At 70.0% G+C, this 24,757-nt stretch carries 27 protein-coding genes; 12 read left to right on the forward strand and 15 right to left on the reverse strand.

All coding sequences use genetic code 11. The annotated features are described in order from the left end of the window. Positions 1-48 precede the first annotated feature (48 nt). From ACTMS0_RS25825 to ACTMS0_RS25835, 3 genes are read right to left on the reverse strand one after another with little or no spacing between them, the layout of a single operon-like run. Entirely contained in the window at positions 49-444 is a 396-nt protein-coding gene (locus ACTMS0_RS25825) for an arsenate reductase ArsC (protein WP_441157853.1), read from the reverse strand. Continuing rightward, positions 441-1,178 (reverse strand): aquaporin, encoded by a 738-nt coding sequence (locus ACTMS0_RS25830; protein WP_441157854.1) that lies wholly within the window; start codon positions 1,176-1,178, stop codon positions 441-443. The genes ACTMS0_RS25825 and ACTMS0_RS25830 overlap by 4 nt, the downstream gene beginning before the upstream one ends. Next, positions 1,175-1,546, reverse strand: a complete 372-nt coding sequence (locus ACTMS0_RS25835; protein WP_441157855.1) for an ArsR/SmtB family transcription factor — start codon at positions 1,544-1,546, stop codon at positions 1,175-1,177. The genes ACTMS0_RS25830 and ACTMS0_RS25835 overlap by 4 nt, the downstream gene beginning before the upstream one ends. A gap of 78 nt (positions 1,547-1,624) precedes the next feature. Between ACTMS0_RS25835 and ACTMS0_RS25840 the strand changes: the two genes are divergently transcribed. Next, positions 1,625-1,777 carry a hypothetical protein gene (locus tag ACTMS0_RS25840; protein ID WP_441157856.1) on the forward strand — a complete coding sequence of 51 codons (153 nt, stop codon included), beginning with the start codon at positions 1,625-1,627 and terminating at the stop codon, positions 1,775-1,777. A 24-nt stretch (positions 1,778-1,801) separates the two neighbouring features. Further along, positions 1,802-2,275: an ArsI/CadI family heavy metal resistance metalloenzyme gene (locus ACTMS0_RS25845; protein WP_441157857.1), complete on the forward strand. Its 474-nt coding sequence runs from the start codon at positions 1,802-1,804 to the stop codon at positions 2,273-2,275. Positions 2,276-2,545: 270 nt separating this feature from the next. On the opposite strand, the gene ACTMS0_RS25850 is transcribed toward ACTMS0_RS25845, so the two are convergent. Then, the gene (locus ACTMS0_RS25850; RefSeq protein ID WP_441157858.1) at positions 2,546-3,463 is read right to left on the reverse strand and encodes an RNA polymerase sigma-70 factor; all 918 of its coding nucleotides are present in this window, start codon (positions 3,461-3,463) and stop codon (positions 2,546-2,548) included. After that, a complete protein-coding gene (locus ACTMS0_RS25855; RefSeq protein WP_441157859.1) occupies positions 3,460-4,620 on the reverse strand; it encodes an NAD(P)/FAD-dependent oxidoreductase in 1,161 nt (386 codons plus the stop codon). Before ACTMS0_RS25855 ends, ACTMS0_RS25850 begins: the two co-directional genes overlap by 4 nt. A gap of 283 nt (positions 4,621-4,903) precedes the next feature. On the opposite strand from ACTMS0_RS25855, the gene ACTMS0_RS25860 reads away from it, so the two are divergent. Continuing rightward, positions 4,904-5,629: a YqjF family protein gene (locus ACTMS0_RS25860; RefSeq protein ID WP_441157860.1), complete on the forward strand. Its 726-nt coding sequence runs from the start codon at positions 4,904-4,906 to the stop codon at positions 5,627-5,629. 41 nt (positions 5,630-5,670) lie between these two features. Here the strand turns inward: ACTMS0_RS25860 and ACTMS0_RS25865 are convergent, their stop codons facing one another. The 3 genes from ACTMS0_RS25865 to ACTMS0_RS25875 form a co-directional block, all read right to left on the reverse strand. Then, positions 5,671-6,714, reverse strand: coding sequence for a polyprenyl synthetase family protein (locus tag ACTMS0_RS25865; RefSeq protein ID WP_441157861.1), 1,044 nt, complete (start codon positions 6,712-6,714; stop codon positions 5,671-5,673). Between the two features lie 7 nt (positions 6,715-6,721). Further along, a complete protein-coding gene (locus ACTMS0_RS25870; RefSeq protein ID WP_441157862.1) occupies positions 6,722-7,138 on the reverse strand; it encodes a hypothetical protein in 417 nt (138 codons plus the stop codon). Positions 7,139-7,226: 88 nt separating this feature from the next. Beyond that, entirely contained in the window at positions 7,227-7,718 is a 492-nt protein-coding gene (locus tag ACTMS0_RS25875) for a winged helix-turn-helix transcriptional regulator (protein ID WP_441157863.1), read from the reverse strand. A gap of 115 nt (positions 7,719-7,833) precedes the next feature. Here ACTMS0_RS25875 and ACTMS0_RS25880 point away from each other — a divergent pair, with 115 nt between their 5' ends. The 3 genes from ACTMS0_RS25880 to nhaA all read left to right on the forward strand — a co-directional run bounded on the left by ACTMS0_RS25880 (position 7,834) and on the right by nhaA (position 12,206). Next, positions 7,834-8,532, forward strand: a complete 699-nt coding sequence (locus tag ACTMS0_RS25880) for an SDR family oxidoreductase (RefSeq protein WP_441157864.1) — start codon at positions 7,834-7,836, stop codon at positions 8,530-8,532. A gap of 94 nt (positions 8,533-8,626) precedes the next feature. After that, positions 8,627-10,186 carry an MFS transporter gene (locus ACTMS0_RS25885; protein WP_441157865.1) on the forward strand — a complete coding sequence of 520 codons (1,560 nt, stop codon included), beginning with the start codon at positions 8,627-8,629 and terminating at the stop codon, positions 10,184-10,186. Between the two features lie 85 nt (positions 10,187-10,271). Then, on the forward strand, positions 10,272-12,206 hold the full coding sequence (nhaA, locus tag ACTMS0_RS25890) for a Na+/H+ antiporter NhaA (protein WP_441157866.1): 1,935 nt from the start codon (positions 10,272-10,274) through the stop codon (positions 12,204-12,206). A 96-nt stretch (positions 12,207-12,302) separates the two neighbouring features. Here the strand turns inward: nhaA and ACTMS0_RS25895 are convergent, their stop codons facing one another. The 4 genes from ACTMS0_RS25895 to ACTMS0_RS25910 form a co-directional block, all read right to left on the reverse strand. Next, on the reverse strand, positions 12,303-12,917 hold the full coding sequence (locus ACTMS0_RS25895) for an FMN reductase (RefSeq protein ID WP_441157867.1): 615 nt from the start codon (positions 12,915-12,917) through the stop codon (positions 12,303-12,305). Next, positions 12,914-14,020, reverse strand: a complete 1,107-nt coding sequence (locus ACTMS0_RS25900) for a CE1758 family FMN-dependent luciferase-like monooxygenase (RefSeq protein ID WP_441157868.1) — start codon at positions 14,018-14,020, stop codon at positions 12,914-12,916. Before ACTMS0_RS25900 ends, ACTMS0_RS25895 begins: the two co-directional genes overlap by 4 nt. Positions 14,021-14,160: 140 nt before the next feature. Then, the gene (locus ACTMS0_RS25905; RefSeq protein ID WP_441157869.1) at positions 14,161-14,931 is read right to left on the reverse strand and encodes an SDR family NAD(P)-dependent oxidoreductase; all 771 of its coding nucleotides are present in this window, start codon (positions 14,929-14,931) and stop codon (positions 14,161-14,163) included. A 20-nt stretch (positions 14,932-14,951) separates the two neighbouring features. After that, positions 14,952-15,512 (reverse strand): NADPH-dependent FMN reductase, encoded by a 561-nt coding sequence (locus ACTMS0_RS25910; RefSeq protein ID WP_441157870.1) that lies wholly within the window; start codon positions 15,510-15,512, stop codon positions 14,952-14,954. A 101-nt stretch (positions 15,513-15,613) separates the two neighbouring features. Here ACTMS0_RS25910 and ACTMS0_RS25915 point away from each other — a divergent pair, with 101 nt between their 5' ends. After that, a complete protein-coding gene (locus tag ACTMS0_RS25915; protein WP_441157871.1) occupies positions 15,614-16,090 on the forward strand; it encodes a MarR family winged helix-turn-helix transcriptional regulator in 477 nt (158 codons plus the stop codon). Positions 16,091-16,180: 90 nt separating this feature from the next. On the opposite strand, the gene ACTMS0_RS25920 is transcribed toward ACTMS0_RS25915, so the two are convergent. The 3 genes from ACTMS0_RS25920 to ACTMS0_RS25930 form a co-directional block, all read right to left on the reverse strand. Then, a complete protein-coding gene (locus ACTMS0_RS25920; RefSeq protein WP_441157872.1) occupies positions 16,181-16,909 on the reverse strand; it encodes a hypothetical protein in 729 nt (242 codons plus the stop codon). Between the two features lie 29 nt (positions 16,910-16,938). Then, complete coding sequence (locus ACTMS0_RS25925; RefSeq protein ID WP_441157873.1) at positions 16,939-17,520, reverse strand: DUF6114 domain-containing protein; 582 nt, start codon at positions 17,518-17,520, stop codon at positions 16,939-16,941. A 65-nt stretch (positions 17,521-17,585) separates the two neighbouring features. Beyond that, complete coding sequence (locus tag ACTMS0_RS25930) at positions 17,586-18,233, reverse strand: DUF6230 family protein (RefSeq protein ID WP_441157874.1); 648 nt, start codon at positions 18,231-18,233, stop codon at positions 17,586-17,588. Between the two features lie 477 nt (positions 18,234-18,710). Between ACTMS0_RS25930 and ACTMS0_RS25935 the strand changes: the two genes are divergently transcribed. The 5 genes from ACTMS0_RS25935 to ACTMS0_RS25955 all read left to right on the forward strand — a co-directional run bounded on the left by ACTMS0_RS25935 (position 18,711) and on the right by ACTMS0_RS25955 (position 24,723). After that, positions 18,711-19,364, forward strand: coding sequence for a C39 family peptidase (locus ACTMS0_RS25935; protein WP_441157875.1), 654 nt, complete (start codon positions 18,711-18,713; stop codon positions 19,362-19,364). A gap of 414 nt (positions 19,365-19,778) precedes the next feature. Next, positions 19,779-21,905 carry a HAMP domain-containing protein gene (locus ACTMS0_RS25940; protein ID WP_441157876.1) on the forward strand — a complete coding sequence of 709 codons (2,127 nt, stop codon included), beginning with the start codon at positions 19,779-19,781 and terminating at the stop codon, positions 21,903-21,905. 1 nt (position 21,906) lies between these two features. Continuing rightward, positions 21,907-23,145 (forward strand): poly-gamma-glutamate synthase PgsB, encoded by a 1,239-nt coding sequence (gene pgsB, locus ACTMS0_RS25945; protein ID WP_441157877.1) that lies wholly within the window; start codon positions 21,907-21,909, stop codon positions 23,143-23,145. Next, entirely contained in the window at positions 23,145-23,630 is a 486-nt protein-coding gene (locus ACTMS0_RS25950; protein WP_441157878.1) for a poly-gamma-glutamate biosynthesis protein PgsC/CapC, read from the forward strand. Before pgsB ends, ACTMS0_RS25950 begins: the two co-directional genes overlap by 1 nt. Positions 23,631-23,715: 85 nt before the next feature. Further along, on the forward strand, positions 23,716-24,723 hold the full coding sequence (locus ACTMS0_RS25955) for an NlpC/P60 family protein (protein ID WP_441157879.1): 1,008 nt from the start codon (positions 23,716-23,718) through the stop codon (positions 24,721-24,723). The last annotated feature ends 34 nt before the right edge of the window (positions 24,724-24,757 follow it).

Below are 24,757 nucleotides of genomic sequence, written 5' to 3' on the forward strand. Positions count from 1 at the left end.
GCGGCTCGTAGTTCCGCTGCAACGTCTGACAGTCGTTCTGCGTCAGGGTCACAATTCGGCAAGCAGCGCTGTGACTCTCCTCTTGATGTCGTCGCGGACCTGGCGGACGACGTCGATGGGTTGTCCGGCGGGGTCGGTGAGTTTCCAGTCTTCGTAGCGTTTGCCGGGGAAGACGGGGCAGGTGTCGCCGCAGCCCATGGTGACGATGATGTCGCTGGCTTCGGCGGTGTCCCAGGTGAGCCGGACGGGGGTTTGGTTGGTGATGTCGATGCCGACTTCGTGCATGGCTTGGACGGCGACGGGGTTGATCTGGTCGGCGGGTTCGCTCCCGGCCGAGCGGACCTCGACGGTGTCTCCGGCGAGGTGCCGCAGCCAGGCGGCGGCCATCTGGGAGCGGCCTGCGTTGTGGACGCAGACGAACAGGACGGAGGGCTTCTCGCTCATCGAGTTTCGGTCTCCTGGGTGAGGTGGGGTACGACCACGGCGTCAGCCGCGTGCCCGGCGTGGGGGTACCAGGCGGCGAGGGCGGCGACGGCGACCACGCCGCCGACGAGTTGGGCGGCCACGAAGCCGGGTAACGAGGTGGGGGAGATGCCGGCGAACGTGTCGGTGAAGGCCCGGCCGACGGTGACGGCGGGGTTGGCGAACGAGGTGGACGAGGTGAACCAGTAGGCGGCCCCGATGTAGGCGCCCACGGCAGCAGGCGCAGCGGAGGTCCGGCCGCTGCGGGCGAGGGCGAAGACCAGGACGACCAGGCCGGCGGTGGCGACGATCTCGGCCAGCCACAGGTTTCCGCCCGTGCGGTCGGTGTGTGACCAGGCCACTGCCGGGAGGTCGAACATCAGGTTCGCCAGCACCGACCCGGCAATCGCCCCCGCGACCTGTGCGGCGGTGTAGGCGGCGAGGTCCGAGCCGGTCAGGCCGGTTCCGGCACGGCGACCGAGCCACCAGTCGACGGCGGACACGACGGGGTTGAAGTGCGCGCCGGACACCGGCCCGAACGTCAGGATCAGCGCGCCCAGCGCGAACGCGGTGGCGATCGCGTTTTCCAGCAGTTGGAGCCCGACGTCGCCGGGGGAGAGCCGGGCGGCAGCGATCCCGGACCCGACGACAGCGGCGACCAGCAGGGCGGTGCCGGCGAACTCGGCGGAGGCGCGGCGGGCCAGGGTGAGGCTCACGCGGTCGCGGAGGCGGTCGTGGCGGGCAGGTCGAGCAGCGCGCCGAGCTGGCGGAACGCTTCCGGCTTGACCCGGTACCACACCCACGTGCCCCGACGCTCGGAGTCGACCAGGCCGGCATCGCGCAGCACCTTGAGGTGGTGGGAGATGGTCGGCCCGGACAGGTCGAACGCCGGGGTCAGGTCGCACACGCACATCTCCGGCACCGAGGCGATCATCGACATCAGTCGCAGCCGGACCGGGTCGCCGAGGGCCTTGAACATCGGCGCGACCACCGCCGCCTGCTCGGCGTCCATCGGGCGGACCGCCAGCGGGGCGCAGCAGGCCACCGCTTGAAGGTCCACGACCGGCAGAGTTTGTTTCGACATGGGTCTAGCTTGACAGACATCAAAACAGGGTGCAACAGTGGGGCTGCTTCGAAAATCATCTAGACAGGGAACGAAGCGATGATCAAGCTGTTCCGCTGGCGTCACGCCACCAACGTCGAGGGCGTGACGCTGTGCGAGTCGTGCGGCCAGGTGTGCACCGCAGCCTGCCGCGCTGACGCCCGCTACGAGCGCAGCCGCACCGCCGTACTGCGCGATTCCTACGTCCGTTGATCCGTACCTAGCAGGAGGTAACTCATGTCCCGTGTCCAGCTCGCCCTGCGCGTGTCCGACCTCGAAGGCTCGGTCGCCTTCTACTCGAAGCTGTTCGGCGTCGAGCCGGCCAAGCGTCGCCCCGGCTACGCCAACTTCGCCGTCGAGAACCCGCCCCTGAAGCTCGTGCTCATCGAGGGTGAGGCCGACCAGCCCACCGTCATGGACCACCTGGGCGTCGAGGTGTTCAGCACCGACGACGTCAACGCCGCCACGAAGCGGCTCACCGACTCCGGCCTCATCACTCTGGAGGAGAACAACACCGAGTGCTGCTACGCCCTCCAGGACAAGGTCTGGGTGCGCGGCCCCGGCAACGAGCCTTGGGAGGTCTACACCGTCAAGGCAGACGCCGGCACCCTCACGAAGGCGACCGAGGGCGAGTGCCGCTGCGGCGAACCGAGCGAGGCCGAGGCGGAGAAGGAGCCGGCGGCCAGCGGGCCCGCATCGCGCTGCTGCTGAAGGGGGTGTGCGCGCCTGGCGGCGGGTCACCGTCAGGCGCGCATTCCATCGCTGTCGACAGCAACGGTGTCAGACAGCAACGGCGCGGAACTTCGGCGGACGACGCGGGCCGGCGACGGATCAGCCGTCGAGGTCGCAGACGCGCACGGACAGGCCCGGACGAGGCGCCAGTTCTTACAAGCCATAAGTATCGACAGGTAGCGAGCCCGTCACCGGAACCATCGGTAAACGGGCTTTCGCGTTGTTGCCCTCGCAATATCGGGGCGATGGCTAGTGGTCGGCCTGGATGTGGTGGATGGTCCGGGCGGCGACGGCCCGGAGCTTGTCGGGGTTGGCGACGTTGTGGATCGCGGCGATGTGGCCATCCTGGTCAACATCGAGGGTGAGCGTGGCGATGACGCGGCCCGCGCCGCTGAACACGACGCCCGGCCGGCCGTTGAGCTCGACCAGCTCGATGGCCATCTCGGCGGGCGCGACGCCCTGATACGGGCGGGCAGCTATGCCCGCGAACCAGGTGGCCACCCGATCCGCGCCGGTGATCGGCCGCATCGCCTGGCGGACCTTGCCGCCACCGTCGGTCCACAGTGTGACGTCTGGTGCGAGCAGCTGCATCAGCGTGTTGATGTCGCCACCGACGGCGGCGGCGAGGAAGTGCTCGGTGACCTGCCGCTGCCGTATGCGATCGGCGTGGAAGCGCGGCCGTCGGGCCTGGACGTGCCCGCGGGCGCGGTGCGCGGCCTGGCGTACGGCCTCCTCGGACCGCTCGACGGCGTCGGCGATCTCGGCGTAGCTGAACCCGAAGGATTCCCTGAGCACGAACACCGCCCGCTCCAGCGGGGTCAACGTCTCCAGTACCACCAGCAGCGCCATCGACACGGAGTCCGCGGCGGCCACCTCGTCGGCGGTGTCGGTGCTGGTGAGAATCGGCTCGGGAAGCCACGGGCCGACGTACGTCTCCCGCTGGGCCCGGGCCGATCGCAGCCGGTCCATCGCCAGGTTCGACACGATCCGCACCAGGTATGCCTTGGGGTCGGCCACCTGCGACCGGTCGGCGGCAGACCATTTCAGCCAGGCGTCCTGCACCGCATCCTCGGCATCGGCTGCGGCGCCGAGGATGCGGTAGGCCACGGAGAACAGCAGGCTCCGGTGCTCGTCGAACACCCGGACCGTCTGGTCGGAGGGCCTCACCGGGTGAACCGGCCGCCGCGGCGCCAGGCGAACGACCCCGCGGAGGGGAACTTCTTCAGGCGTACGAACGACGGCCACGGCGAGGAGCTCACGGTCTCCTTGTACCAGACGGCCCGGCGGCCGGTCAGGTGAAGCTTCTTGGGACTGTCGTCGGGACGGGTGAACTGGATGACCGCGTCGTGGCGGCCCAGGCTGATCGGGGCGTGGAGGTATCCGAACCGGAACCGCTTGGGCTGCTTGCCGCTGAACTCCCGCACAATCGACACCGCGGCGTGCACGCCGGTCGGCATGCCGCTCTGGCAGGTGCCGTGCATGACCCCGTAGCCCTGCCGGATCGCGGCCGCGTCACCGATCGCGTAGACCTCCGGGTGCGACACCGACCGCAGCGCCGCGTCGGTGACGATACGGCCGCGCTCGTCGACCTCAAATCCCGCTGCGGCCGCCAGCGGTGGCACCCGTACCCCACTCGTCCACAGCACGACGTCCGCCGCGACGCTGTCCCCTCCGGCCAGCTCCACGGACTCGGACAGCACCTTGACGATCTCGACTCCGCCGACCACCCGTACCCCGAGCCGGGCGAGCGCGCCGTGCAGGTACGCCTTCGCCTTCGGCCCCAGCGTCGAGCCTGGTTCCTGCCGACCGATCAGTACGACGTCGAGGGCCGGGTGCTGCTCGGCGATCTCGGCCGCCGCTTCCACACCGGTCAACCCGCTGCCGCATACGGCCACGGTGCCGCTCCCCAGACTGGCCAGCCGTCGTGCCAGCAGTTGAGCGTCGTGGGCGCTGTTCAGCGTGTAGGCGTGGTCGTCCACACCGGGAACCGCGGCGGTGTCGGCCACGGAGCCCAGCGCGTAGACCAGCCGGTCGTACTCCAACACCCGCTCGTCGTCGATACGAACGCTACGCGCGGCCGGATCGACGCCGGTGACCCAGCCACGCACGAACTCCACCCGGGTACCGTCCAGCAACTCCGGGATGCGTAGGTCCGCCAGTCGCTGCCCGGAAGCGGCCTGGTGCAACCGAAGCCGTTCGGTGAACCGTTCTTCCGCGTTGACGACGGTGATCTGCACGTCGTCGCGGCGCGTGGTGCGCCCGGCCAGGCTCACTGCCGCAGCCAGTCCCGCGTATCCCGCGCCGAGAACCATGATCCTGTTCATGTCCCCGTCCCTTCTCAGGTTGATGACAACCACGAGACGGGGCGGCACACGTCAGCCGTGAGGTGGGGTGACGTGGGTCACAGCCGGCCGACAAGCTCGTGGCAGACGCAGGACAAGCGAACGAAACTGCGACAGGCTGGTCTCCGACACCCGCCCGAGGGCAGTCGATCCCTCGCACTGCCACCGCCTGCTGGACGGGGTCGATTTCCTGCTCGAGCGCGAACTCCGGTGTGTGGATAACGACAACCGCGCCCGCAGGTGCAGCGCGTGGAGGAACGGGTCGATGAAGGCTCCGCCGTCGCCGAGGGTGGCGCGACCGGTCATGTATCACCGCTGGAACTGGATCGCGTTCATCCACTGGCGCTTTCCGCCCCCGGTGCTGCAGTCGATGCTGCCGTCCGGGCTGGTGGTGGAGACGTTCGACGGATCCGCCTGGGTCGGGTTGACGCCGTTTCTCATGCAGGGGGTCCGGGCACCGGTGCTACCGGCCGTACCGTGGTTGTCGAGCTTTCCCGAGACCAACGTACGGACGTACGTCCGCGACCGGCGAGGTCGTGGCGGGATCTGGTTCCTGTCGCTGGACGCGGCGCGCCTGCCCGCGGTTCTGGCTGCCCGAGCCGGCTACCGGTTGCCCTACTTCTGGTCGGACATGGCGGTACGGGTCACCGGCGAGCGGGTCACCTATCGCTGTGGGCGCCGCTGGCCCGGTCCTCGGCGGCGATGTGACGCCGAGGTGAGGTTCGGCCCCTCTCTGGACGAGAGTGAACGCGACGAACTGGCCCACTTCCTCACCGCCAGGTACCGCCTGTTCACGGTCGTCGCCGGCCGGCTCGCCACAGCGGAGGTGGAACACCCCGAGTGGCCGCTGCGCCGGGCCGAGTTGCTCCGGCTGGACCAGGATCTGCTGACGGGGGCGGGACTGCCGGCGCCCTCCGGTGATCCCCTGCTCCACGCGTCTGCCGGTGTGCCCGTGCGGGTGGGTATGTGGCACTGGCTGGACGGGCCGTGAACGCAGCCGTTCCTCGGGGTGGCTGACGGCGTGGCGGGCCCCTACCGGCTGCGCTCCACGACGTACTCGGTCAGGTCCAGCAGGAACCGGCCGTCCTCGGTCTCGGCGGCCGGGCCCAGCGCTCGCTGTCCTTCGCGCAGTGCGGCCGCGGCCAGTTCCCGCGCGCTGCGGCGCGCGGCCTCGACGCAGTCGTAGGCGAGGAGGCGCCCGTGCAGCCAGCGCACCTCCGCCGCCGTGCGCTCCGCCCGCGTACGGCTCAGGAACTCGACCAGCCGCTCGCGTTCGTCCCCGGTGCACCTCTGCATGAAGTCGATGAGAATCAGCGTTCGCTTGCCCTCCCAGAGGTCGCCCGCGATCTCCTTGCCGTACCGGGCATAGTCGCCGGTCAGGTTGAGCGCGTCGTCCTGGATCTGGAACGCGGCGCCGAGGTACCAGCCGTAACGGTCCAGGACGTCCACCGCGTCGTGCCGGCCGGTGGCGACGAGGATTCCGGTGCGGCACGGGTAGATGCAGGTGTACCAGGAGGTCTTCTTCAGGCACATGCGGTAGTAGGCGTCGGCGTCCAGGTCGCACACGTTGTCGCGGATCCAGCCGATCTCGATTGCCTGCCCCTCCAACGATTGGCGCAGCATGAGCTCGGTCTCCTCGAACAGCCGCCACGCGATCCCCGAGCCGAGCGCCGTGCGGTTGGCGGCAAGCCGCTGCAACGCGAGCAGGTTGGTCATGTTGCCGACGTTGAGGGCGACGCCGACCCCGTACTCGGCGTGCAGGGTCTGTGCCCCGCGCCGCTGCTCGCTCTCGTCTTGAATGTCGTCGTGGATGAGGAACGCGTTGTGGAACAGCTCCACGGTCACCGCGGCGTTGAGCCCCACGGACGTCGCGCCGCCGAACGTCCGGCAGGTCGCGAGGCACAGTGCGGCGCGCAGCCCCTTGCCCCAGCGCTGTGGGTACTCGGCCACCAGGTGGTAGAGGTAACGCGGCCCGCCCGAGGGCACGTCGTCGAGTAGCGCGCCGATCGCGAGCGTGCGGTAGCGCTCCAGCATGTGCTCGACGTGGCCACCGGCCACGCCGGTGGTTGCCGCCATCGCCGGCCTACCTGTCCGACGGCGCCGGGTTCTGTGGGGCCGGCGGCGTGAGCCGGTCGGCAAGCCCGTTGGCCACGTCCGGTACCAGCCGCGCGAGGTTGAGGACGGTGTCCAGCGCGTCGTGCGCGTCCGAGGTGTACCGGCGGACGACCTCACCGCGCTGGTCGTCTGTTGTCTTCAACTGCGCGACCACGGTGTCGATCAGTGCGTGCCCGTCGGTGCGGACCCGCGCCACCAGTTCGTCGAACGCCTCCGGATCCACTCTACGGTCGGCGCTGAGCCTCTCCTCGAGCCGCCGGGCACTGGCCATGCCCGCCGCGAGTTCCTCTTCCAGCACCGTGGCCGCATGTGTCACGGTCTCGGAGGTCTCCTCGGCTACCTTCTCGAAACGCTCGTCCCTGCGCTCACGCTCGCTGTTCTCCATGGGAGAAGTGTTCGTGGCACGGCAGGCGATGGGATAGAGGTGTGTCGAGATGGTGACTCGTGGCCGCGACCCACCGCCGCCCGGTGGCTCACCGTCCCTCGTCACTCTTCCTGACCAGGCCGGGGCCGGCGAGGATCTCGATGTTTCCCTCCTCGACGTCGTGGCCCTGCGCGCAGCGGAGCGCCGCCCGAATGGGGTGGCCGCAGCCGCGGTGGGTGGCGCGCACGGGCGGGCCGGCGTCGTCGGCGGCCCAGGTGTCGCCCCAGTCGCGCAGGGCGGTGATGACGGGGAGGAGTTCGCGGCCCTTTCGGGTGAGCTGGTACTCGTGGCGGGTGCGCTGCCCCGGCTCCCGGTAGGGGATCCGTTCGAGCAGACCGGCGGCGACCATCTCCTTGAGTCGGGCCGCCATGGCGGGCTCGCCGATGCCGACCCGGCGGACGAACTCGTCGAAGCGGCGTGTGCCGAGCAGGGCCTCGCGCATGACGAGCATCGCCGACCTGCTGCCGACGATGTCCATCGCCCGGGCGATCGAGCAGTTGGCCGACGACCAGGCGTCCCGGTCCTCCCGCAGATCCGTCATGCGGACAAGGGTACGGGCTGGCTTGCGGTGACGCTAGTCAGGTGGTTCACTGGGCTGCGCCTGACTTGCCCTCGCATAAGCCAGAGGCGGGTTTCCACCCACAGACAGGGACGACATGGACATCTCGGCCGCAACCGCCCTCGTCACCGGGGCCAACCGTGGCTTCGGGCGCGCCATCGCCAGCGAACTCCTCGCTCGCGGTGCCACCGTCTGGGCCGCCGCCCGTGACCGTGGGCAGATCGACCTTCCCGGTGCTCGCCCGCTGCAACTGGACATCACCGACCCCGCGTCCGTGGCGGCCGCCGCAGCGGAAGCCGGCGACGTCACCCTGCTGATCAACAACGCTGGCTCGGCCACCGGAGCGGACCTGCTCACCGGCGACGTGGAGCAGATCCGGCTGGACATGGAGACCCACTACTTCGGCACCCTCTCCACGGTCCGGGCATTCGCCCCGGTTATCGAGGGAAACGGGGGCGGCATGATCCTCAACGTGCTGTCCGTGCTCTCCTGGCTGGCCCTGCCCAGCCTCGGCGCGTACAGCGGCGCGAAGACCGCCCAGTGGGGGCTGACCAACAGCCTGCGGGTCAGGCTCGCCCCGGCGCGAATCCGGGTCGCGGGTCTGCACGTCGGCTTCATGGACACCGACATGGTTCGGGCGGTCACCGCCGCCAAGCACGCCCCCGCTGACGTCGCCCGGTACGCGGTCGACCAGCTCGCGGCCGACGCGTACGAGATCGTCGCCGACGACCTGAGCCGTGACGTGCGCAGCAAGCTCTCCGGCGGCGTGGCCGCGCTCTACCCGCAGCTGCCGTGACCCCCGCCACCCACCCCTCGCCGCCCGTCGCCGGCGCGGCGAGCAGCACCTTCGCCGCCGGCGCCACCGCGAACCCACCTCTCCCGGAGCCCCTGTGACCGACCAGCGAACCCTGGACCCGACCGGGTCGGCTGCCACGCCGCCCGGGCGGGCGCCGCAGTCACCGGCCCGCAGTTCCCAGGTGGCGACCCTCGTCGCCATGTGCCTGGGCGCGGCGATCACCTTTCTGCAGATCACCGCGACCGTCTCCGCCCTGACCACCATCCAGCGGGACCTGCGCGTCGAGCCGACCACCCTGATCTGGATCCCGAGCGCCTACACCCTGGCGGTGGCGAGCCTGGTCCTGTCCGCCGCGACGCTGGGCAACCGCTACGGACGCAAGCGGCTCTTCGCCGCCGGCGTCATCGCGATGATCCTCGGCGGCGCCGTGACGGCGCAGGCCGGAACCCCCGCCTGGGTGATCGCCGGGCAGCTCCTGGCCGGCGTCGGCGGCGCGCTGATCCTGCCGAACAGCCTGGCCATCCTCGGTGTGACCTTCACCGATCCGCACCGCCGCACCGAGGTCATCACCGCCTGGTCGGCCGCCTCCGGCATCGGCCTGGCAGTGGGCCCGCTCATCGCCGGAGCGCTGCTGAGGCAGTATCACTGGCACACCGTCTTCCTCTCGACCATCGTGCTGGGCGTGGTCACCCTCGTCGTCGCCGCGGTCGGGGTGGCCGAGTCCCGGCAGGGCAGCGGCCGGCTGGACCTGCCGGGACTGCTGCTGGGCACCGTCACCATCGCCGCGTTCGTCTACGCCGTGATCCAGGCCGGACGCGACGGCTGGACCAGCCCACCGGTGGTCACCGCGTGGCTCGGCTCCGCCGCCGCGCTGGTCGGGTTCGTCCTGGTCGAGCTGCGCGCCGCCGCGCCGATGCTCGACGTACGACTGTTCCGGTCGGCGTCGTTCAGCGCCGTCATGGTCGTCGCCGCGGTGTCGCTGTTCGGCTTCACCGGCGTGGCGATCCTCCTCGTCCTGTTCCACGAACGCGCGCAGGGCCTCAACCCGCTGGACACCGGCTGGCGGATGCTGGTGCTCTTCGGTGTCTACGCGCTCGCCGCGTTCGGCGCCGGACGGGCCATCCGCCGCACCGGCTTCAAGGCGCCGCTCACCGCCGGTCTCCTCCTCGGCGGTCTGGCCAGCCTCGGCCTGGCCGCGCAGGGCCCGGCCACCACGTTCGGTCACCGCTGGCCGCTGCTGGCGCTCTTCGGTGCCGCCAGCGGTCTGGTGGTCGCCCCCGCGACCGCCGCCGCGCTCGCCAGCGTCGCGCCCGCTCAGGCCGGCATGGCCTCCGGGGCGGTCAACGCGGCCCGCCAGGTGGGTTCGGTACTCGGCGCGTCCCTGCTGGGCACCCTGCTCACCACCCGGCTGCTCGCCGAGCTGCCGGAGCGGCTCGCCGCGCACCAGGTCGCGGAGCCGGCCCGCACCGCGGTGCAGTCGTCGGTGGCCGCCGGCAGCAGCGGCACGGAGGCGCTGCCCGATCCGGTCCGGGCGGCGCTCGCCGAGGCGCTGACCGCGGGCGTGCAGGCGGGGTTGCAGATCAACGCCGTCGTCTTCTTCGCTACCGCCCTGATCGCCCTCCTCCTCGTCCGAAACCGGCCGCACCAGCACTAGGACCGGTGTCAGAGTCCCTGGCCGGCTGGCGTGGTGGCTGCCGGAATCCGATCCCGGTGGCGTGTCGGTGGGGGAGGATCTCTGCGTGACCGGCGAGACTCCGCGTGGCAGGTGGTACGGCCGGACCGACTGGGTCGGCCGGCTCAACACACCGCTGCGCACGTTCGTGCAGACCGAGACTGGCAGCGCGCGGGTGGTGCTGGTCGCGGCGGTGGCCGCGCTTGCCTGGGCCAACCTCCACGTCTCGTCGTACGAGTCGATGTGGGGTACCCCGTTCTCGGTCCAGCTCGGCGACTGGCGCGTGTCACACGATCTGCGTACCTGGGTCAACAGCGGTCTGATGACGTTCTTCTTCCTGGTGATCGGGTTGGAGCTGCGCCGCGACTTCGACCTCGGGGAGCTGCGGGAGCGGCGCCGGGTGACCTTGCCGCTGCTGGCCGGGATCGGTGGCATTCTCCTGCCGATCGCGATCTACCTCGGGTTCAACGCCGGGGAACCCACCGCCGCGGGTTGGGGCGTCGTGATGGCCACGGACACGGCGCTCGCGCTGGGCATGCTCGCTGTCCTCGGGCCGCGCTTCTCGGACCGGTTGCGGGGCTTCCTGCTGACGGTCTCCGTCGTCGACGACCTGATCGTGATCGCGGTGCTGGCGATCGCCTACCCGGAGCATCCGTCGCCGACGGCGTTGCTCGTCGCGGCGGGAATCTTCGGCGTCGTCCTGCTCGTTCGGGCGTCGGGCGTGCGATGGGGACCCGTGTACGCGCTGCTGGGAGTGGCGGCCTGGCTCGCGGTCTCGGAATCCGGTGTCGACCCGGTCGTGGTGGGCCTGGTGATGGGGCTGCTCACCTACGCCTACGCCCCGGGCCGTAGCGAACTGCAGCGAGCCAGTGAGATGTTCCGCCTCTTCCGGGAACAGCCCACCCCGCAGCTCGCCCGGTCGGCCCGGAGCGGGCTCGCCTCGGCGCTGTCGCCGAACGAGCGGTTGCAGCACATCTACCACCCGTGGGCGAGCTATCTGGTCGTGCCGCTCTTCGCGCTGGCGAACGTCGGGATCGTGATCGACGGCGAACTCCTGGCCAGGGCGGCCACGTCCCCGGTCACGCTCGGCGTCGTGATGGCGTACGTCGTCGGCAAGCCGGCCGGGATCGCCGTCGCCTCGTACCTGCTGACCCGGCTCAGCCGAGACCGGTTCCGGCCGCCGGTGGGCTGGGCCGCCGTCATCGGGGTGGGCACGATCTCCGGCATCGGGTTCACCATCGCCCTCCTGATCGCGACCCATGCGCTGGACGGCCCCGCCCTGGACCAGGCGAAGCTCGGCATCATCGTCGCGACGATCGGTGCGTCCGTCGTCACCTGGCTGGTGTTCCGCGTCGCCGCCCTGCTCCCACCGGCACGGCGTGCCCGGGCGCTGCTCGGCGCCGCCGAGGGGATCGTCGACCTGATGGTCCCGGTCGACCCGGAGCGCGACCACGTACGCGGGCCCCACGAAGCGCCGGTGACGGTCGTCGAGTACGGCGACTTCGAGTGCCCGTACTGCGGGCAGGCGGAGCCGGTGGTCCGGGAACTGCTGACCGACTTCGCCAACATCCGGTACGTCTGGCGGCACCTGCCGCTCACCGACGTCCACCCGCACGCCCAGCTCGCCGCCGAGGCTGCCGAGGCAGCGGGGGAGCAGCACGCGTTCTGGGAGATGCACGACCTGCTCCTCGATCACCAGGACTCGCTCGATCCCGCCGATGTACTCGGCTACGCCGGCCAGCTCGGCCTGGACCTCGACCGGTTCCGGGAACACCTCGCCACGCGCAAGGGCAGGGATCGGATCGCCGAGGACGTCGACTCCGCCGACCTGAGCGATGTCTCCGGAACGCCGACCTTCTTCATCAACGGCCGCCGCCACCACGGCGCGTACGACATCGAAGCGCTCTCCGCGGCGGTGAAGGCGGCCTTCGCGAGCGCGAAGCTTCGCCCCGAGTACCGCCGGGAGCCCGGCCACCGCCACGAGGACGGACCGCAGGGCTGAAGACCCGCCTTCGCCACGACGCCCGGCACGCTGTGCCGATCTGGTAGCCGCGCTGCGGTCCGCACGACCCCGGGCCTGCCGTTACGGGGGCCGGTTTCACTCGCCGGCGAGCAGCCGATCGAACGGCGTCGGGTTGTCGTACGGGTCCTCGATGCTCGGCCCGTTCCACCGGTCCACCTCGCGGGCCAGTTCGCGGGCCGCTCGCCCGATCCGGGCCGCCAGCGACCCCTGGGCCGTCTCACCGGCGCCCCAGTCCTCGGGCGCGGCGAACACGGCGGTGGTCACGACCGCGGCGTGCAGGTAGGTGAACATCGGTCGCAGTGCTTGTTCCAGGATCAGCGAGTGCCGGCCGGTGCCACCGGTGGCGGCGATCAGCACCGGCTTGTCCACCAGCGCCGTGTCGTCGAGGCTGTCGAAGAACATCTTGAACAGCCCGTTGTACGAGGCGGTGAACGTCGGTGTCACCGCGATCAGGCCGTCTGCGTGTGCGACGGTGTCGAGCACCGCCCGGAGCTCCGGCGACGGGTAGCCGGCCAGCAGGTGGTTGACCAGGTCGTGCCCGTGGTCCCGTACCTCGACGAAGCTGACGTCGGCCTCCGCGCCGAGCTGCTTCAACTCGTGACCGGCCGCCTCGGCAAGCCGGTCGGTCAGCAGCCGGGTGGACGACGGCAGCCGCAGGCCGGCGGAGACGACCGCGAGGGTGCGCTTCATCGTGCGGCCTCCTCCGGGCGCGCATTCCCCGCCCTCGCCGCCGCTTTCAGCGTGGCGTGGGTCGGGGCGTCCGGAACGTGGGCGGGGCGACTGTTGGCGAACTCCTTGCGCAGCACCGGCACGATCTCGCCCAGCATCTCGATCTGCTGGAGCACGGTCCGGCGCGGCACGCCGATGCCGTCCACGTTGAACAGTTGGCGCTGGTAGTCGCCCACGGCGTATTCGCGGTACGTCAGCAACCGGTCGATCACCTGTTGCGGGCTCCCGACCAGAACCGCGGTCTGCGCCATCGTCTCCTCCAGCGACGGCCCGTGCCCGTACGCCGGCGAGTTGTCGAAGTAGGGCTGGAACTCGCGGATCGCCTCCTGCGAGTTCTTTCGCGTGAACAGGTGCGCGGCCAGCCCCACGATCGCCTGCTCGGCCGAGCCGTGCCCGTAGTGCTCGAAGCGGCGCCGGTAGAGCCCGACCAGGCGCTGCACGTGCTCCTTGGGCCAGAAGAGGTTGTTGTGGAAGAAGCCGTCGCCGTAGTACGCGGTCTGTTCGGCGATCTCCGGGCTGCGGATCGAGGCGTGCCAGACGAAGGGCGGGACGCCGTCCAGCGGGCGGGGGGTCGAGGTGAACGACTGCAACGGGGTACGGAACTTGCCCTCCCAGTCGACGACGTCCTCGCGCCACAGGCGGCGCAGCAGTGCGTAGTTCTCGACCGCCAGCGGGATCCCGTTGCGGATGTCCTGCCCGAACCAGGGGTAGACCGGGCCGGTGTTGCCCCGTCCCATCATCAGGTCGACCCGGCCGTCCGCGAGGTGTTGCAGCATGGCGTAGTCCTCGGCGATCTTCACCGGGTCGTTCGTGGTGATCAGTGTGGTCGACGTCGACAGCAGGATCCGGCTGGTCCGTGCCGCGACGTACCCGAGCAACGTGGTGGGTGAGGACGGGATGAAGGGCGGGTTGTGGTGTTCGCCGATCGCGAAGACGTCCAGACCCACGTCCTCGGCGAGCTTCGCGTACTCCACCACCGCCCTGATCCGGTCGTGCTCCGACGGCGTTCGCCCGGTCGCCGGGTCGCGGGCCACGTCCCCTACGCCGAAGATCCCGAATTGCATCGCTGTTCCGCCTGCCTGTAGTAGCCGTTGCTCGTCTCCGCAAGCAGCTGGTGGTGGGATCTGAACGCTCTGCCGGCGACCGTGCTGGGCGCCGGGTACGCCGGGGCGCGTGCCCGAACCGAACACGCGCCCTTGGCGGATCAGGTGAAGTTGGCACCACCGTCGACCAGCAGCGACTGGCCGTTGACGTAGGCGCCGTCGTCGGAGAAGAGGAACGCCACCATGGCGGCGATGTCCTCCGGCCTGCCCAGCCGTGGCGCGCGTACCGACGCCATGATCTGCTCCCGGAACTCCTCGGTGGTGGACCTGATCGCGGTCTCGGTGAGGATCACGCCGGGCGACAGGAGGTTGGTACGGACCCCGTGCTTACCGCCGAGCGTCGCGGTGTGCCGGGTGAGCCCGACCAGACCGCTCTTGGCGGCCTGGTAGGCGACGTGCTCGGGCTCGCCCATCCACACCGAACTCGACATGGTGTTGACGATGGAGCCGGAACCCTGCTTGATCATGATCGGCAGGGCGTGCCGGATCCCATACATGTAGCCGGTGAGGGTGACGTCGATGGTGCGCTGCCAGACCTCCACCGGCTCCGAGATGACGTCGGTGTCCCGCCCGATGGTCTGCGGTGAGAGATCCGCGGCCACGTTGAACAGGCCGTGCAGGCCGCCGAACCGCTCGACGGTGAACTCGATGAGTGCCTGGTAGGACTGCTCGTCGCTGATGTCGAAGCCCCGGCCCACGGCCGTCCCGCCGGAGGCGGTGATCTCGTCGGCCACGGCCTGAGCGGTCGCCTCCCTCAGATCCGCCGCGACGACCAGCATGCCCTCCTCGGCCAGGCGGACAGCTGTCGCACCGCCGATGTTGCCCGGCGCCGCACCGGCGACGACGGCGACCTTGCCGTTGAGTCCGCGCATTGTCCTCTCCCTTCAGGTGCTCACTTGCCGCGCAGCGGTGCGAGGGCCCGGCTCCAGGCCACGACCTGGTCGAGGGTCGCGTTGAGGGCGTCCCGCTGGAAGTCGTTGGGCTTGAAGACGCTGAAGTTCTCGAAGTCGGTGAAGAGCGAGAGCGCCACCTGGGACCGCACGTCGGCCATCTGCAGCTCGCCGGCGATCAGCCGCAGGTGCTCCACCGCGCGGGCGCCGCCCACCGAGCCGTAGCTGACGAACCCGACGGCCTTGTTGTTCCACTCGTTGTAGAGGAAGTCGATCGCGTTCTTTAGCGCGCCCGAGGTCGAGTGGTTGTACTCCGGCGTCACCATCACGAACCCGTCGAACGACGCGATCTTGTTGGCCCACTCCAGCGTGTGCGGCTGCTGGTACTGGCCCATCGACGGCGGGTAGATCTCGTCCAGGTGCGGCAGCTTGTAGTCGATGAGGTCTACGAGTTCGAACTCGGCCTCCGAGCGCTCCCGGGCGACGTCGTGGACCCACTGCGCCACGGCCGCGCCGTTCCGTCCCGGCCGGGTGCTGCCGATGATGATTCCGATCCTGGTCATCTGTGGTTCCTCCCTGGTGGCGGACACCCGGACGGATGTCCTTGCTTCGCGGAGCAACTATATGTCGAACAGTTCCTTCGTCAAGCAAGTAAGCTGTGGTCATGTCCACCGTCACACCGCAGGCGACACCGGGCCCCGGAGGGCCGAAACCGCTCAGTCCAGACGAAGAGGCCCTGGTCCGGTCCCTCAATCGCGTCATCTACGCCCTGCCCCGCGCAATCGACGCCGACCTGGTCCGCGAGCAGGGGCTTCCCCTCGTCGAGTACCTCACCCTGATGAATCTCTCCGAGGCTCCCGAGCGGCGACTGCGAATGAGCGAGCTCGCCACCGCCTGCGAGATGTCCCTCAGCGGCATGAGCCGCGTCGTGCAGAAGCTGGAGCGGCAGGGGTTCGTCGAGCGGGTCAGGTGTGAAGAGGATGCGCGCGGTTGGAACGCCGTCCTCACCGACGCCGGCCTCACCCGCCTCGAGGAGGCCTGGCCGGCCAACCTGGCCGCCGTGCGGCGGCACTTCCTCGACCACCTCACGGGCATCGACCTCAAGAAACTCGCGGCGGCCATGCAGAACATCGCGAGGTGAGAGGGCCGTGCGCCCGTGCGGCCTCTGCCGCTGTCGCGTGACTACGCGAACCGGCAACAGGCGGTCCGGTCGTTCGCGACGCTCACATCCTCAGGATCGGGCCAGGCTGAGCTTGAGCCTCGGGTGGGCGGTCAGTGTGTCGGTGCGAAGGTAGACCAGCTCGACGGCCGGTTCGGTGAACGTGACCGGGCCGGGCGCGGAGGTGGGGATTCCGTCCGGGAAGGGCAGGCCCGGACCGAGCGTGATCGTGGCGCCGGACAGCCGGCCGACGAAGCGGGTGGCGTACAGAGCGACGTGGCCCTCCAACGCCATGCGGTCGGCGGTGAGGCGCATGGTGCGGCCCCGCGGGCCGGGGGAGCGCAGCAGTACGTCGTCCGCGACGGCTTCGTCCATGCTGAACTTCAGCGCCGTGAGGGGGCCGGCGGCCGTCGGAAGCTGGACGGTGCCCTCGATCCGCAGGCCGGTCATGGTCACCGTCGACCCGGTGAGTGTCGAGGCTGTCGCTGCCACTGCTGGCTGGTCGGGGTCGGCGGCAACTGACGGCAGCTGCGCGTCGCCCGGACGTGTACCCGGCCTGCCGGGCGGCGCGCTGGTGCAGGCGGAGTCGGGAGCCGCGGGCAGAGGGCTGGGGCCGACCGCGGTCTGCTCGGTCAGCGTCGGGGTGGCCGGGGCGCAGGCGGCCGTGGGGTGGGGCGCGGCCAGCAGACCGGCGGAGCCGAGCAGCCCGAGCAGGGCCGCGAAGAGCCGCGGTCGATGCAGCCCAGGCAGTCGCGTCGCCTCCCGCCGCGCGTCTCCCGGGAGAGTGCCAGACCTGGTCACGGGAGGTCGGGCCTCGTCCCCGCCCCACATCAGTTCGTCGACCAGGGCTGCCTGCTCGCCGAGGGCGCCTCGTGGGAGATGTCGGTGGCGGGCTGATCAGGGTTGCTCGGGGACGGCGAGGTTTGCACCGTCCGGTCGGCGGCGGAGTCGTCGGGCTCCGCGGCACCCTCGTCCTCCGCCGACGCCTCGTCGGCCGCCTCGCCCTGGGGGGTGCGGGATCGCCCCGGGACCCACCCGACGGCAAGGGAGCTGCCGACGACGCCGATGACGGTGCCGACCAGGAAGCCACCCAGATTGACCCCGATCAGCGCGAAGAGCGCGGTGACGGCGGCGACCACGGCGTAGAAGATGCGGTGCTGGGGGCTGAACCACATCAGCAGGCCAGCTGTCACCAGGATGGCGGGTATCAACCAGGAGAGGAAGCCGGTCGGCCCCATCTGGAAGGTCAGGCCGGACAGTGACATCTGGGTGGTGCCGAAGATCGCCAGCCCGGCGAGCGCGGTGAGCAGGCCGCCCCAGAACGGGCGTGTCCCCCGCCACCGGCGGAAACCGTGCCACGCCTCGGGGAGTCGATTCGGGCGGACGTCGTGTTGCGGTTCTGCCCTTCTCATACGTGGCTCCTGCCGGTGCGGTCCGAAGGGATGGGCGTACGGCTGCTTCCCCGGCGATGGTCAGCTCAGAAGCATTCCTTGGCGGCGGCGCCGACGTTGACCTTCAGCCTGAGCCCGGTCAGGTTGAATCTCCCGGCCTGGGTGGAGCGGGCCACCTGGCGGAGGTTCGTGATCGTCACGGCGTCCGCCTGCTGGCCGAACGCCCCCGGAGCGCCCCGGGCGCCCTCCGGCCCGCGGTCGAGGGTCGACGCATCCTGTCCGATGTTGATGTTCGTGAACCGGGCATCGCCCTCCAGCGACTCCACGTCGATCAACAGATCGGTCGCGGTGGCGGGCCGGCCGCCGCGACCGGCGGTGATGGTCAGGACGACAGGCGCGCCCGGCGTCTTGACCGACTGGCAGAGGTCGAACAGCTCAGCCCTGCGGATACCAGTGACGGCGACCGGATGCCTCGTACCGTCGATTTCCTCGGCGACGCCGGGGTACTGGACGAATCCCTCGCCCCGCAACTCCGAGGCGGAGACCTTGAACGTCTGGCCGGAGACCGCGAAGGAGGCAGCGAGAGCGCCGTTGGCCATACCGACGAGGATCGCGCCGGCGAGGGCGGCCGCGGGCAGCAGCAGGGCGGCGAAGCGCGACCAGCGGATATGACCTCGGCCTTGGGATTCTTCCTGCACGGTTCCCCCTCCGCCCCCGGTCGCGCGGGCGACCAATGGATGCGATAGCCCGCACCCGGCCTCGTCGCGTGTTACGGCGAATGATGTGCGCTCGGTGACGGCGCACCGGTCGGGCGCAGGTCATGAAACCCTGGCTGCCCCACGCTAACACGGGGGCAAACTCTGCGTGAGCTTCCCGTCACGGAGAGTGCGGGAGGCTGGCCAGCGCCGGTCTTCGCTTGAAAGCGGGCCCTACCGCGCGGTGACACCTGGTCGGCGGTTCGGACACATCGTGTGTCACCTGGGGGTGGATTCCGTGAAAGCGGCCCCGATTCTGCCGCTCGCGGAGTAGGTTCCCCGGTTTTCGGGGTCGGCCCGCGGGTAACCGCGACGCGACAGCCGCGAAGGCGATTGAGAGCCCGGGAAGCCGGAGCTCGGAGACGCCGGTTCATCCGCGTGAACTGGGCGATCTCTTCCCCGCCGTGCTTGCGCCTCCGGTCCTTCGAGGAGGTGCCAACCGATGGGAGCTTCACGATGAACTCAATGCGCCGTACGAGGTTTCTGTCCCTTGCTGGTCTCGTCATCGCCGGTGGCGCCATCGCTGGTCCGGCGACCGCTGCCCAGGCAGAACCGGCAGACAGCGGGCAGGTGTCCGCGGTGCAGCCGGCACCCCCGGCGCCGCCCGAGGGCGAGCGGGTCCTGGAGTACGACTACCAGACCCAACGAACCTCCTACTACTGTGCCCCGGCCGCGACCCGCATCGCCCTGTCCACGCAGGACAAGGACGTCACGCAGAAGGAAGTGGCCCAGAAACTAGGCACCACCAGGGCCGGCACCGACTCGGCCGATGATACGACCCGGGTCCTCAACGAGCTGACCGGTGGCGGCTACGAGACCACCGAGATCAGCACCACGACCGCCAATCCCCAGCAGACTGACAAGTTTCGTACCGACGTCGTCCAGGCGATCGATACCCAGCGCGGCGTGGTAGCCAACACGCTGGGCACGGCGGTGGACACCGAGGGTGAACGACATGTTTTCCCGGGTGGGCACTACGTGAGCATCGTCGGGTATCGCGACGGTGGACAGACCCTGAAGATCGCAGACCCGTACGACCCCGAGAAGCACTACTGGATGCGCAGCGAGAAGGTGGCCGACTGGATCGCCCAGCGCGGTTACTCCAGCTGACGCTGACCCACCAGAGGCCGCTGGCTGGTTCCGGGGACGGGCGCCAGCCAGCGGTCTCTCGGGCCCGAGGCGAGCGTGCCGGTGCCGAAGCCGGTGGGTGAGCGGTCCGGAAGGCGAGGCGCGCTGCGCCGGATTCATCCGGGCGGGGTGACGTCGGATCACCCGGCCGCGTTCCAAGATCGAGATAACCGTGCACATTCCCATGCGCTCGGAAGGGATTGGGTGGCCATGAAGCGAGCAGGCCGGGGGGACGACGCTGGGCCCAACCGTCCCACCGATCGGAAGGGGTTTCAGGGACGCGCTCCGGTAGCGGCGCGGGACGCGGGCGCGACGCGGCAGGACCATGTCGTCGAATGGCGGCGACGGGCGCTGACCCAACAGCTGCCGTCCGCCGGATTTCCGGCGGGGTCCGGTGTGCCGTCGCTCGTGTACCTGTGGGCGACCATGTTCCTGGCGGCCGCCATCGTCCTCGGATTCGCGATCAACCACGAGCGCGGCGTGCCACCGGCAATCGTCGACTCACAGCGGGACAACGTGTCGAAGGTCGCCACCAGCACACGCATGACCATTCAGCACTCCGTGGAGGACCTGGACCAGCGGGTCGCCGGGCGGGCCCCGGGGACGCCCGACGCCGAGCTGCTCAAACAGGTCGTAGGCGACGGGGCGACCTGGAACGGTGCGGTGATCATGGAGAACGCCACCCGCCGTCCACTGGCGAAGCAGGGCCCGGAACTGCCCATGGAGCTGCTGCCGCCGACGATGCCCGCGAACGTCTTCCCGATCAGCACGCCGGACGGTCCCGTGCTGGTCCGCGCCATCGCGCTGGACAGCGCCCGGACACTGCTGGCGATCCAACAGCTGACCGTGGACGAGCTGCGACTCAATCCGGAGGCCCGACAGGGGGTCTTCGCCATCACGCCGGACGGAAAGAGCACCCTCGTACAGGGGGTCAGCGCGGTTGACGCCCGGCACTTCCCGACGGTCTTCCAGGGGCTCGCCGGTACGGACTCAAGCGAAGGCCATCCGATCCGGGTGACCGAATGGACGGGCCGGCAGTTGGTCGTCTCCTCGGCTCCGGTGGGCAACACCGGGGTGACCCTGGCAACCCTGATCGTCGCAGATGAGACGGGCGGCACGTCCGTCCCCCGTGGCATCCTCATCGGCCTGACGCTGCTGGCGGCGGCCGTGCCCAGCTTCCTGTTGATGCGGACCTCTCTGGTCCGCCCCGTCCGATCGCTGCTCAAGCAGGCCAAGGCCAACGCCTGCGGGGAGGCCTGCACCAAGCGTCGACCGCTGCGCGTGGCGGAGGCGCACCGGATCGCGCGGGCGCTGGCCTCGACCTCCGCCGACCCCTCGACTCCCATCGCCGACCGGAGGTGGTGGCGGTGGCGGTGGCGCCCGACAGTGACCCAGGGCCTGGCCGTCGCGACCGTGCTGGCGCTGCTCTGGCCCGCGGCGGCCGTGGCCGCCACGCTCCGCGCTCCCGAGGCGTCGATCCCGGATCAGCTCGTCCGGGACGAGGAGAGCCGGGCCGAGGCGGCGAGCAACCTGATGGGCAAGGCGCTGAACAACGGCCTGCAGACGGTGCTGCGCATCTCCCAGGCGGCCGAGGCGGGCGACCCCGCCCAGATGACTCCTCTGCTCAAGCAGGAACTGGCCGACAAGCAGCGGTTCCGCAGCCTGTACCTGGTCGACCCCAACGGCTCGGTGGTGAGCTCGGCCGGACGCGAGCCGCTCCGGAACGAGCCGCTGCGGGGTGAATCGGGCATCGACCTGGACGACGACACCTCCCGCATCCCGGTGGTGTACGCCTTCCGGGTGGGCGCCAACGGCGTCGCCGCCGTCGGCGAGTACAGCATCGACTACCTGCTGGAGATGCTCCGCGCGGTGGACGGGCAGGCCCGGATCGTCGACGAGAACCTGCGGACGGTGTTCGACTCGGAGGGCTTCCGCGCCTTCGAGGAACTGCAGGGGAGCGCACGTGGAGCCGCGGCCGAGGCTCTCCAGGGCGGCACGGTCGGACGCGCGACGGCGCGCGACGGCACTCCGACCCTGATCGCGGCTGCCGGTCTGAGCAAGCCCCACACCGTCACCCCCCTGAAGTGGTCCCTGGTGGTGGAACAGGACCTCAACGGTCTCCGCCTGCCGGCGAGCGACGGTCGACGGTGGACGCTGCTGGTCGCCAGCCTGACGGCGGGCGCGGTGCTGCTCACTGCGGTGTGGCAGTACTACGTCTTCGCGCGACCGCTGCGGCGGCTGGCCGGGGAGGCCGACAAGATCAGCAGTGGCGCGGTCGACGTGCCGATTCCGCCCCAGCGGCACGACGACGTCGGAGCCCTTGCCATGTGCCTGGAGGTCTGCCGTCAGGCCAAGCATGCGGGGTCCAGCCGACTGGGTGGTGCGAGTCGACTGCGCGGCAGCGAGGAGAACCCGACCGTCGTGCTGCCCACGGCAGCGGGCGGAGTCGCCGCCGATCAGGCCGCGGCGAAGCGCGGCGGCCGGATCTACCACTCCGGCGCCGACCGAGATGAAAGGGGTTGACGTGGGATACCTCTACATCGTCTACGTCCTCTGCTGCGCCGCTCTGCTGGTCGCCGGCGTGCGAGAACAGCGCAACCACTTCCGCAACCTGCGCAAGATCCCGGACCGGGTGCTCGTCAACGGCATCCGGGGGAAGAGCTCGATCACCCGGCTCTGCGCCGGCGCGCTGCGCGGAGGTGGCCGGGTGGTGGTGGCCAAGACCACCGGCACCGCCGCCCGGTTCATCTTCCCGGACGCCAGCGAGGAGCCGGTCTACCGCAAGTTCGGCATCCCGAACGTGGTGGAGCAGATCGGCATCGTGCGGCGAGGTGCTGCGTACCATCCGGACGCCCTGGTCATGGAGTGCATGGCAGTGATGCCGGCACTGCAGGAGTGCAACCAGAGCAAGCTGATCCAGTCGAACATCGGGGTGCTCTGCAACGTACGTGAGGACCATCTCGCCGAGATGGGTCCCACCCTGGACGACGTGGCCCGATCCCTGAGCCGGTCGATGCCGGAGGGTGGCGTCTGCATCACCGCCGAACGGGACCGGCTGGCGATCCTGCAGGAAGAGGCGGACCGGCGAAACTGCCGGCTCATCCCGGTGGATCCGGAGTCGGTCACCGACAAGGAGATGGACGGCTTCGGCTGGATCACCTTCAAGGAGAACGTGGCCATCGCCCTGGCGGTCGCCGAGCAGCTGGGCGTCGACCGGCACAGCGCGCTCAAGGGCATGTGGGAGGCGCCCCCGGACCCTGGTGCGCTGTCGGTGGCGCGGGTGGTGCAGGGCGACAAGCGGCTCCGGTTCGCCAACATCTTCGCCGCCAACGACCCGGAGTCCACCTTGATGAACATCAAGCAGTTGGAGGACCAGCGCCTGATCACCCGTCCGCTGACAATGGTGATCAACTGTCGGCCGGACCGGATCGAGCGCAACGGCCAGATGGGCGAGCTGACCGCACGGGTGCAACCGGAGAGTCTCGTCCTGATCGGCGAGCCGACCAAGAGCGCCCGGTCGACCGTGCCGGCGGACCTTCAGGACCGGGTCGTCGACCTGGGCGGCAAGCTTCCCTCGGAACAACTGCTGGAAGGCGTGACGGCGGCGGCGCCCGACGACTCGTCGATCGTCGCGGTCGGGAACATCCACGGGCAGGGCGAGGTGCTGCTCCACGAGCTGGCGACACTGCCGAGTTGGACCTGCGAGGACGGGTCCGAGGGCGGCTCGATGCTTCGTACGCCGACCGGAGAAAGGATCCGATGATGACATTCGGCGGGGAACTCAGCGCACAGCTGGCGACGGCGAGCCTCGGCATCGGGCTGGTGTTCGCGCTGCTGTGCTACCTGACCACGAACCTCTCACCCGGCGGAATGATCACGCCCGGCTGGATCGCCCTGACGCTGATCGAGGACCAGCTCCAGGCGCTGATCATCGCGGGGATGACGCTACTGACGTACGTGCTCACCCGGCTGATGCAACGGGTGGTCATCCTCTACGGCAAACGGCTGTTCGCGGCGATCGTGCTGCTCAGCGTGCTGCTCCAGTTGACCCTTTTCGTGATCGTCCAGCGGGACCTTCCGCTGCTGTTCGCCCACCAGACCCTGGGGTTCGTCATCCCCGGTCTGATCGCGTACCAGCTGGTGCGTCAGCCGCCGAAGGCCACGATCCTGGCGACCATCGTCGTCACCGGAATCACCTTCGGGGTCGCGTACAGCGGCGTCGTCGCCGGTTTCGTGCCGGTCACCTGACCGACCCGCCCGAACCGAGTCGCGAAAGGAGATTGCGGGCATGATCAACCGGACGTACCTTCGCCGACCGACCGTCCTTATGACCATGGTGGGGTTCGTGCTGCTGATCGTGGCGAGCACGGTCGCGTACGTCGTGCTCCGACCGTCTCCGGGGGACCAACCGGTGCTGACCCTGGGCGGAGCGAAGGCGGCCGACAACACGGCACTCGGCGCCTCGGGCTACACCTACCAGCGCGCGAGCTCACCGGATCGTACGGAGATCATCGACTCCTCCGGACAGCCGGTCGCGATCATGACCGACGGTGCGCGGACGGTGCAGATGTATGGGCCGTCGCGGACCTTCGAGGAGTCCGAGAACACCGCCTCCAAGATCGAGTCGGAGTTCTGGGTGCGGTTGGCGCCGCGGCCCTACTATGCCGGCGCGGAGAAGGAGAAGTGGTTCACCGACTGGCTCTCGGCCGCCCGCCACGACCGCTCTCCAGACGTGTTGGCGATCGCCATGGAGTACATCGAGGGCGCCCCGGTCAAGAAGGACAACCAGGGACAGCAGTACTCGGGTGACGCCTCGTTCGGGCCGCTGGACCCGCTGGACCCGGACGGCCGAGCGGAGAAATCTGACTTCTACGACTACCTGGGGATGAGCTGGACCTTCCTGGACGGAAAGAGCGTGCTGCCGGAGCCGGCGCGCCTGCTGGCACTGGACTGCTCGGGATACCTGCGGATGGTCTACGGTCATCGGCTCGGCTATCCGCTGCGCGGCACGAACACACCGGGTGAGGGACTTCCACGGCGAGCCTACGCGATGGCCGAGGTCGGCCCCGGGGTCCAGTTGATGCCCAACTCCGGCCACCGGGCCCGCGGCCTCGACCGCCTGCTCCCGGGCGATCTGCTGTTCTTCAACGCGGGGCCGATCGTCGACGGCCACATCGAACACTCGGGCATCTACCTCGGCATCGACGACAGCGGCCACCACCGCTTCATCTCCAGTCGAGCGGTGGCGGACGGCCCGACCATGGGCGACTTCGGCGGCGAATCCATCCTGGACGGCGCCGGCTACTGGGCGGAGCGCTGGCGTACCGCCCGCCGCATCTGAGGCCGACGGCGGAGCCTTCCGGGAAGGACGGGCA

The organism is Micromonospora sp. H33 (assembly GCF_052068455.1).
GTDB lineage: Bacteria > Actinomycetota > Actinomycetes > Mycobacteriales > Micromonosporaceae > Micromonospora.

What these genes read in the sequence shown, in the direction of transcription:
- ACTMS0_RS25825 (WP_441157853.1), bottom strand. Translation starts at nt 444, where the DNA reads ATGAGCGAGAAGCCCTCCGTCCTGTTCGTCTGCGTCCACAACGCAGGC.
- ACTMS0_RS25835 (WP_441157855.1), bottom strand. Translation starts at nt 1,546, where the DNA reads ATGTCGAAACAAACTCTGCCGGTCGTGGACCTTCAAGCGGTGGCCTGC.
- ACTMS0_RS25840 (WP_441157856.1), top strand. Translation starts at nt 1,625, where the DNA reads ATGATCAAGCTGTTCCGCTGGCGTCACGCCACCAACGTCGAGGGCGTG.
- ACTMS0_RS25845 (WP_441157857.1), top strand. Translation starts at nt 1,802, where the DNA reads ATGTCCCGTGTCCAGCTCGCCCTGCGCGTGTCCGACCTCGAAGGCTCG.
- ACTMS0_RS25855 (WP_441157859.1), bottom strand. Translation starts at nt 4,620, where the DNA reads ATGAACAGGATCATGGTTCTCGGCGCGGGATACGCGGGACTGGCTGCG.
- ACTMS0_RS25860 (WP_441157860.1), top strand. Translation starts at nt 4,904, where the DNA reads ATGAAGGCTCCGCCGTCGCCGAGGGTGGCGCGACCGGTCATGTATCAC.
- ACTMS0_RS25865 (WP_441157861.1), bottom strand. Translation starts at nt 6,714, where the DNA reads ATGGCGGCAACCACCGGCGTGGCCGGTGGCCACGTCGAGCACATGCTG.
- ACTMS0_RS25870 (WP_441157862.1), bottom strand. Translation starts at nt 7,138, where the DNA reads ATGGAGAACAGCGAGCGTGAGCGCAGGGACGAGCGTTTCGAGAAGGTA.
- ACTMS0_RS25875 (WP_441157863.1), bottom strand. Translation starts at nt 7,718, where the DNA reads ATGACGGATCTGCGGGAGGACCGGGACGCCTGGTCGTCGGCCAACTGC.
- ACTMS0_RS25880 (WP_441157864.1), top strand. Translation starts at nt 7,834, where the DNA reads ATGGACATCTCGGCCGCAACCGCCCTCGTCACCGGGGCCAACCGTGGC.
- ACTMS0_RS25895 (WP_441157867.1), bottom strand. Translation starts at nt 12,917, where the DNA reads ATGAAGCGCACCCTCGCGGTCGTCTCCGCCGGCCTGCGGCTGCCGTCG.
- ACTMS0_RS25900 (WP_441157868.1), bottom strand. Translation starts at nt 14,020, where the DNA reads ATGCAATTCGGGATCTTCGGCGTAGGGGACGTGGCCCGCGACCCGGCG.
- ACTMS0_RS25905 (WP_441157869.1), bottom strand. Translation starts at nt 14,931, where the DNA reads ATGCGCGGACTCAACGGCAAGGTCGCCGTCGTCGCCGGTGCGGCGCCG.
- ACTMS0_RS25910 (WP_441157870.1), bottom strand. Translation starts at nt 15,512, where the DNA reads ATGACCAGGATCGGAATCATCATCGGCAGCACCCGGCCGGGACGGAAC.
- ACTMS0_RS25915 (WP_441157871.1), top strand. Translation starts at nt 15,614, where the DNA reads ATGTCCACCGTCACACCGCAGGCGACACCGGGCCCCGGAGGGCCGAAA.
- ACTMS0_RS25925 (WP_441157873.1), bottom strand. Translation starts at nt 17,520, where the DNA reads ATGAGAAGGGCAGAACCGCAACACGACGTCCGCCCGAATCGACTCCCC.
- ACTMS0_RS25935 (WP_441157875.1), top strand. Translation starts at nt 18,711, where the DNA reads ATGAACTCAATGCGCCGTACGAGGTTTCTGTCCCTTGCTGGTCTCGTC.
- ACTMS0_RS25950 (WP_441157878.1), top strand. Translation starts at nt 23,145, where the DNA reads ATGACATTCGGCGGGGAACTCAGCGCACAGCTGGCGACGGCGAGCCTC.
- ACTMS0_RS25955 (WP_441157879.1), top strand. Translation starts at nt 23,716, where the DNA reads ATGGTGGGGTTCGTGCTGCTGATCGTGGCGAGCACGGTCGCGTACGTC.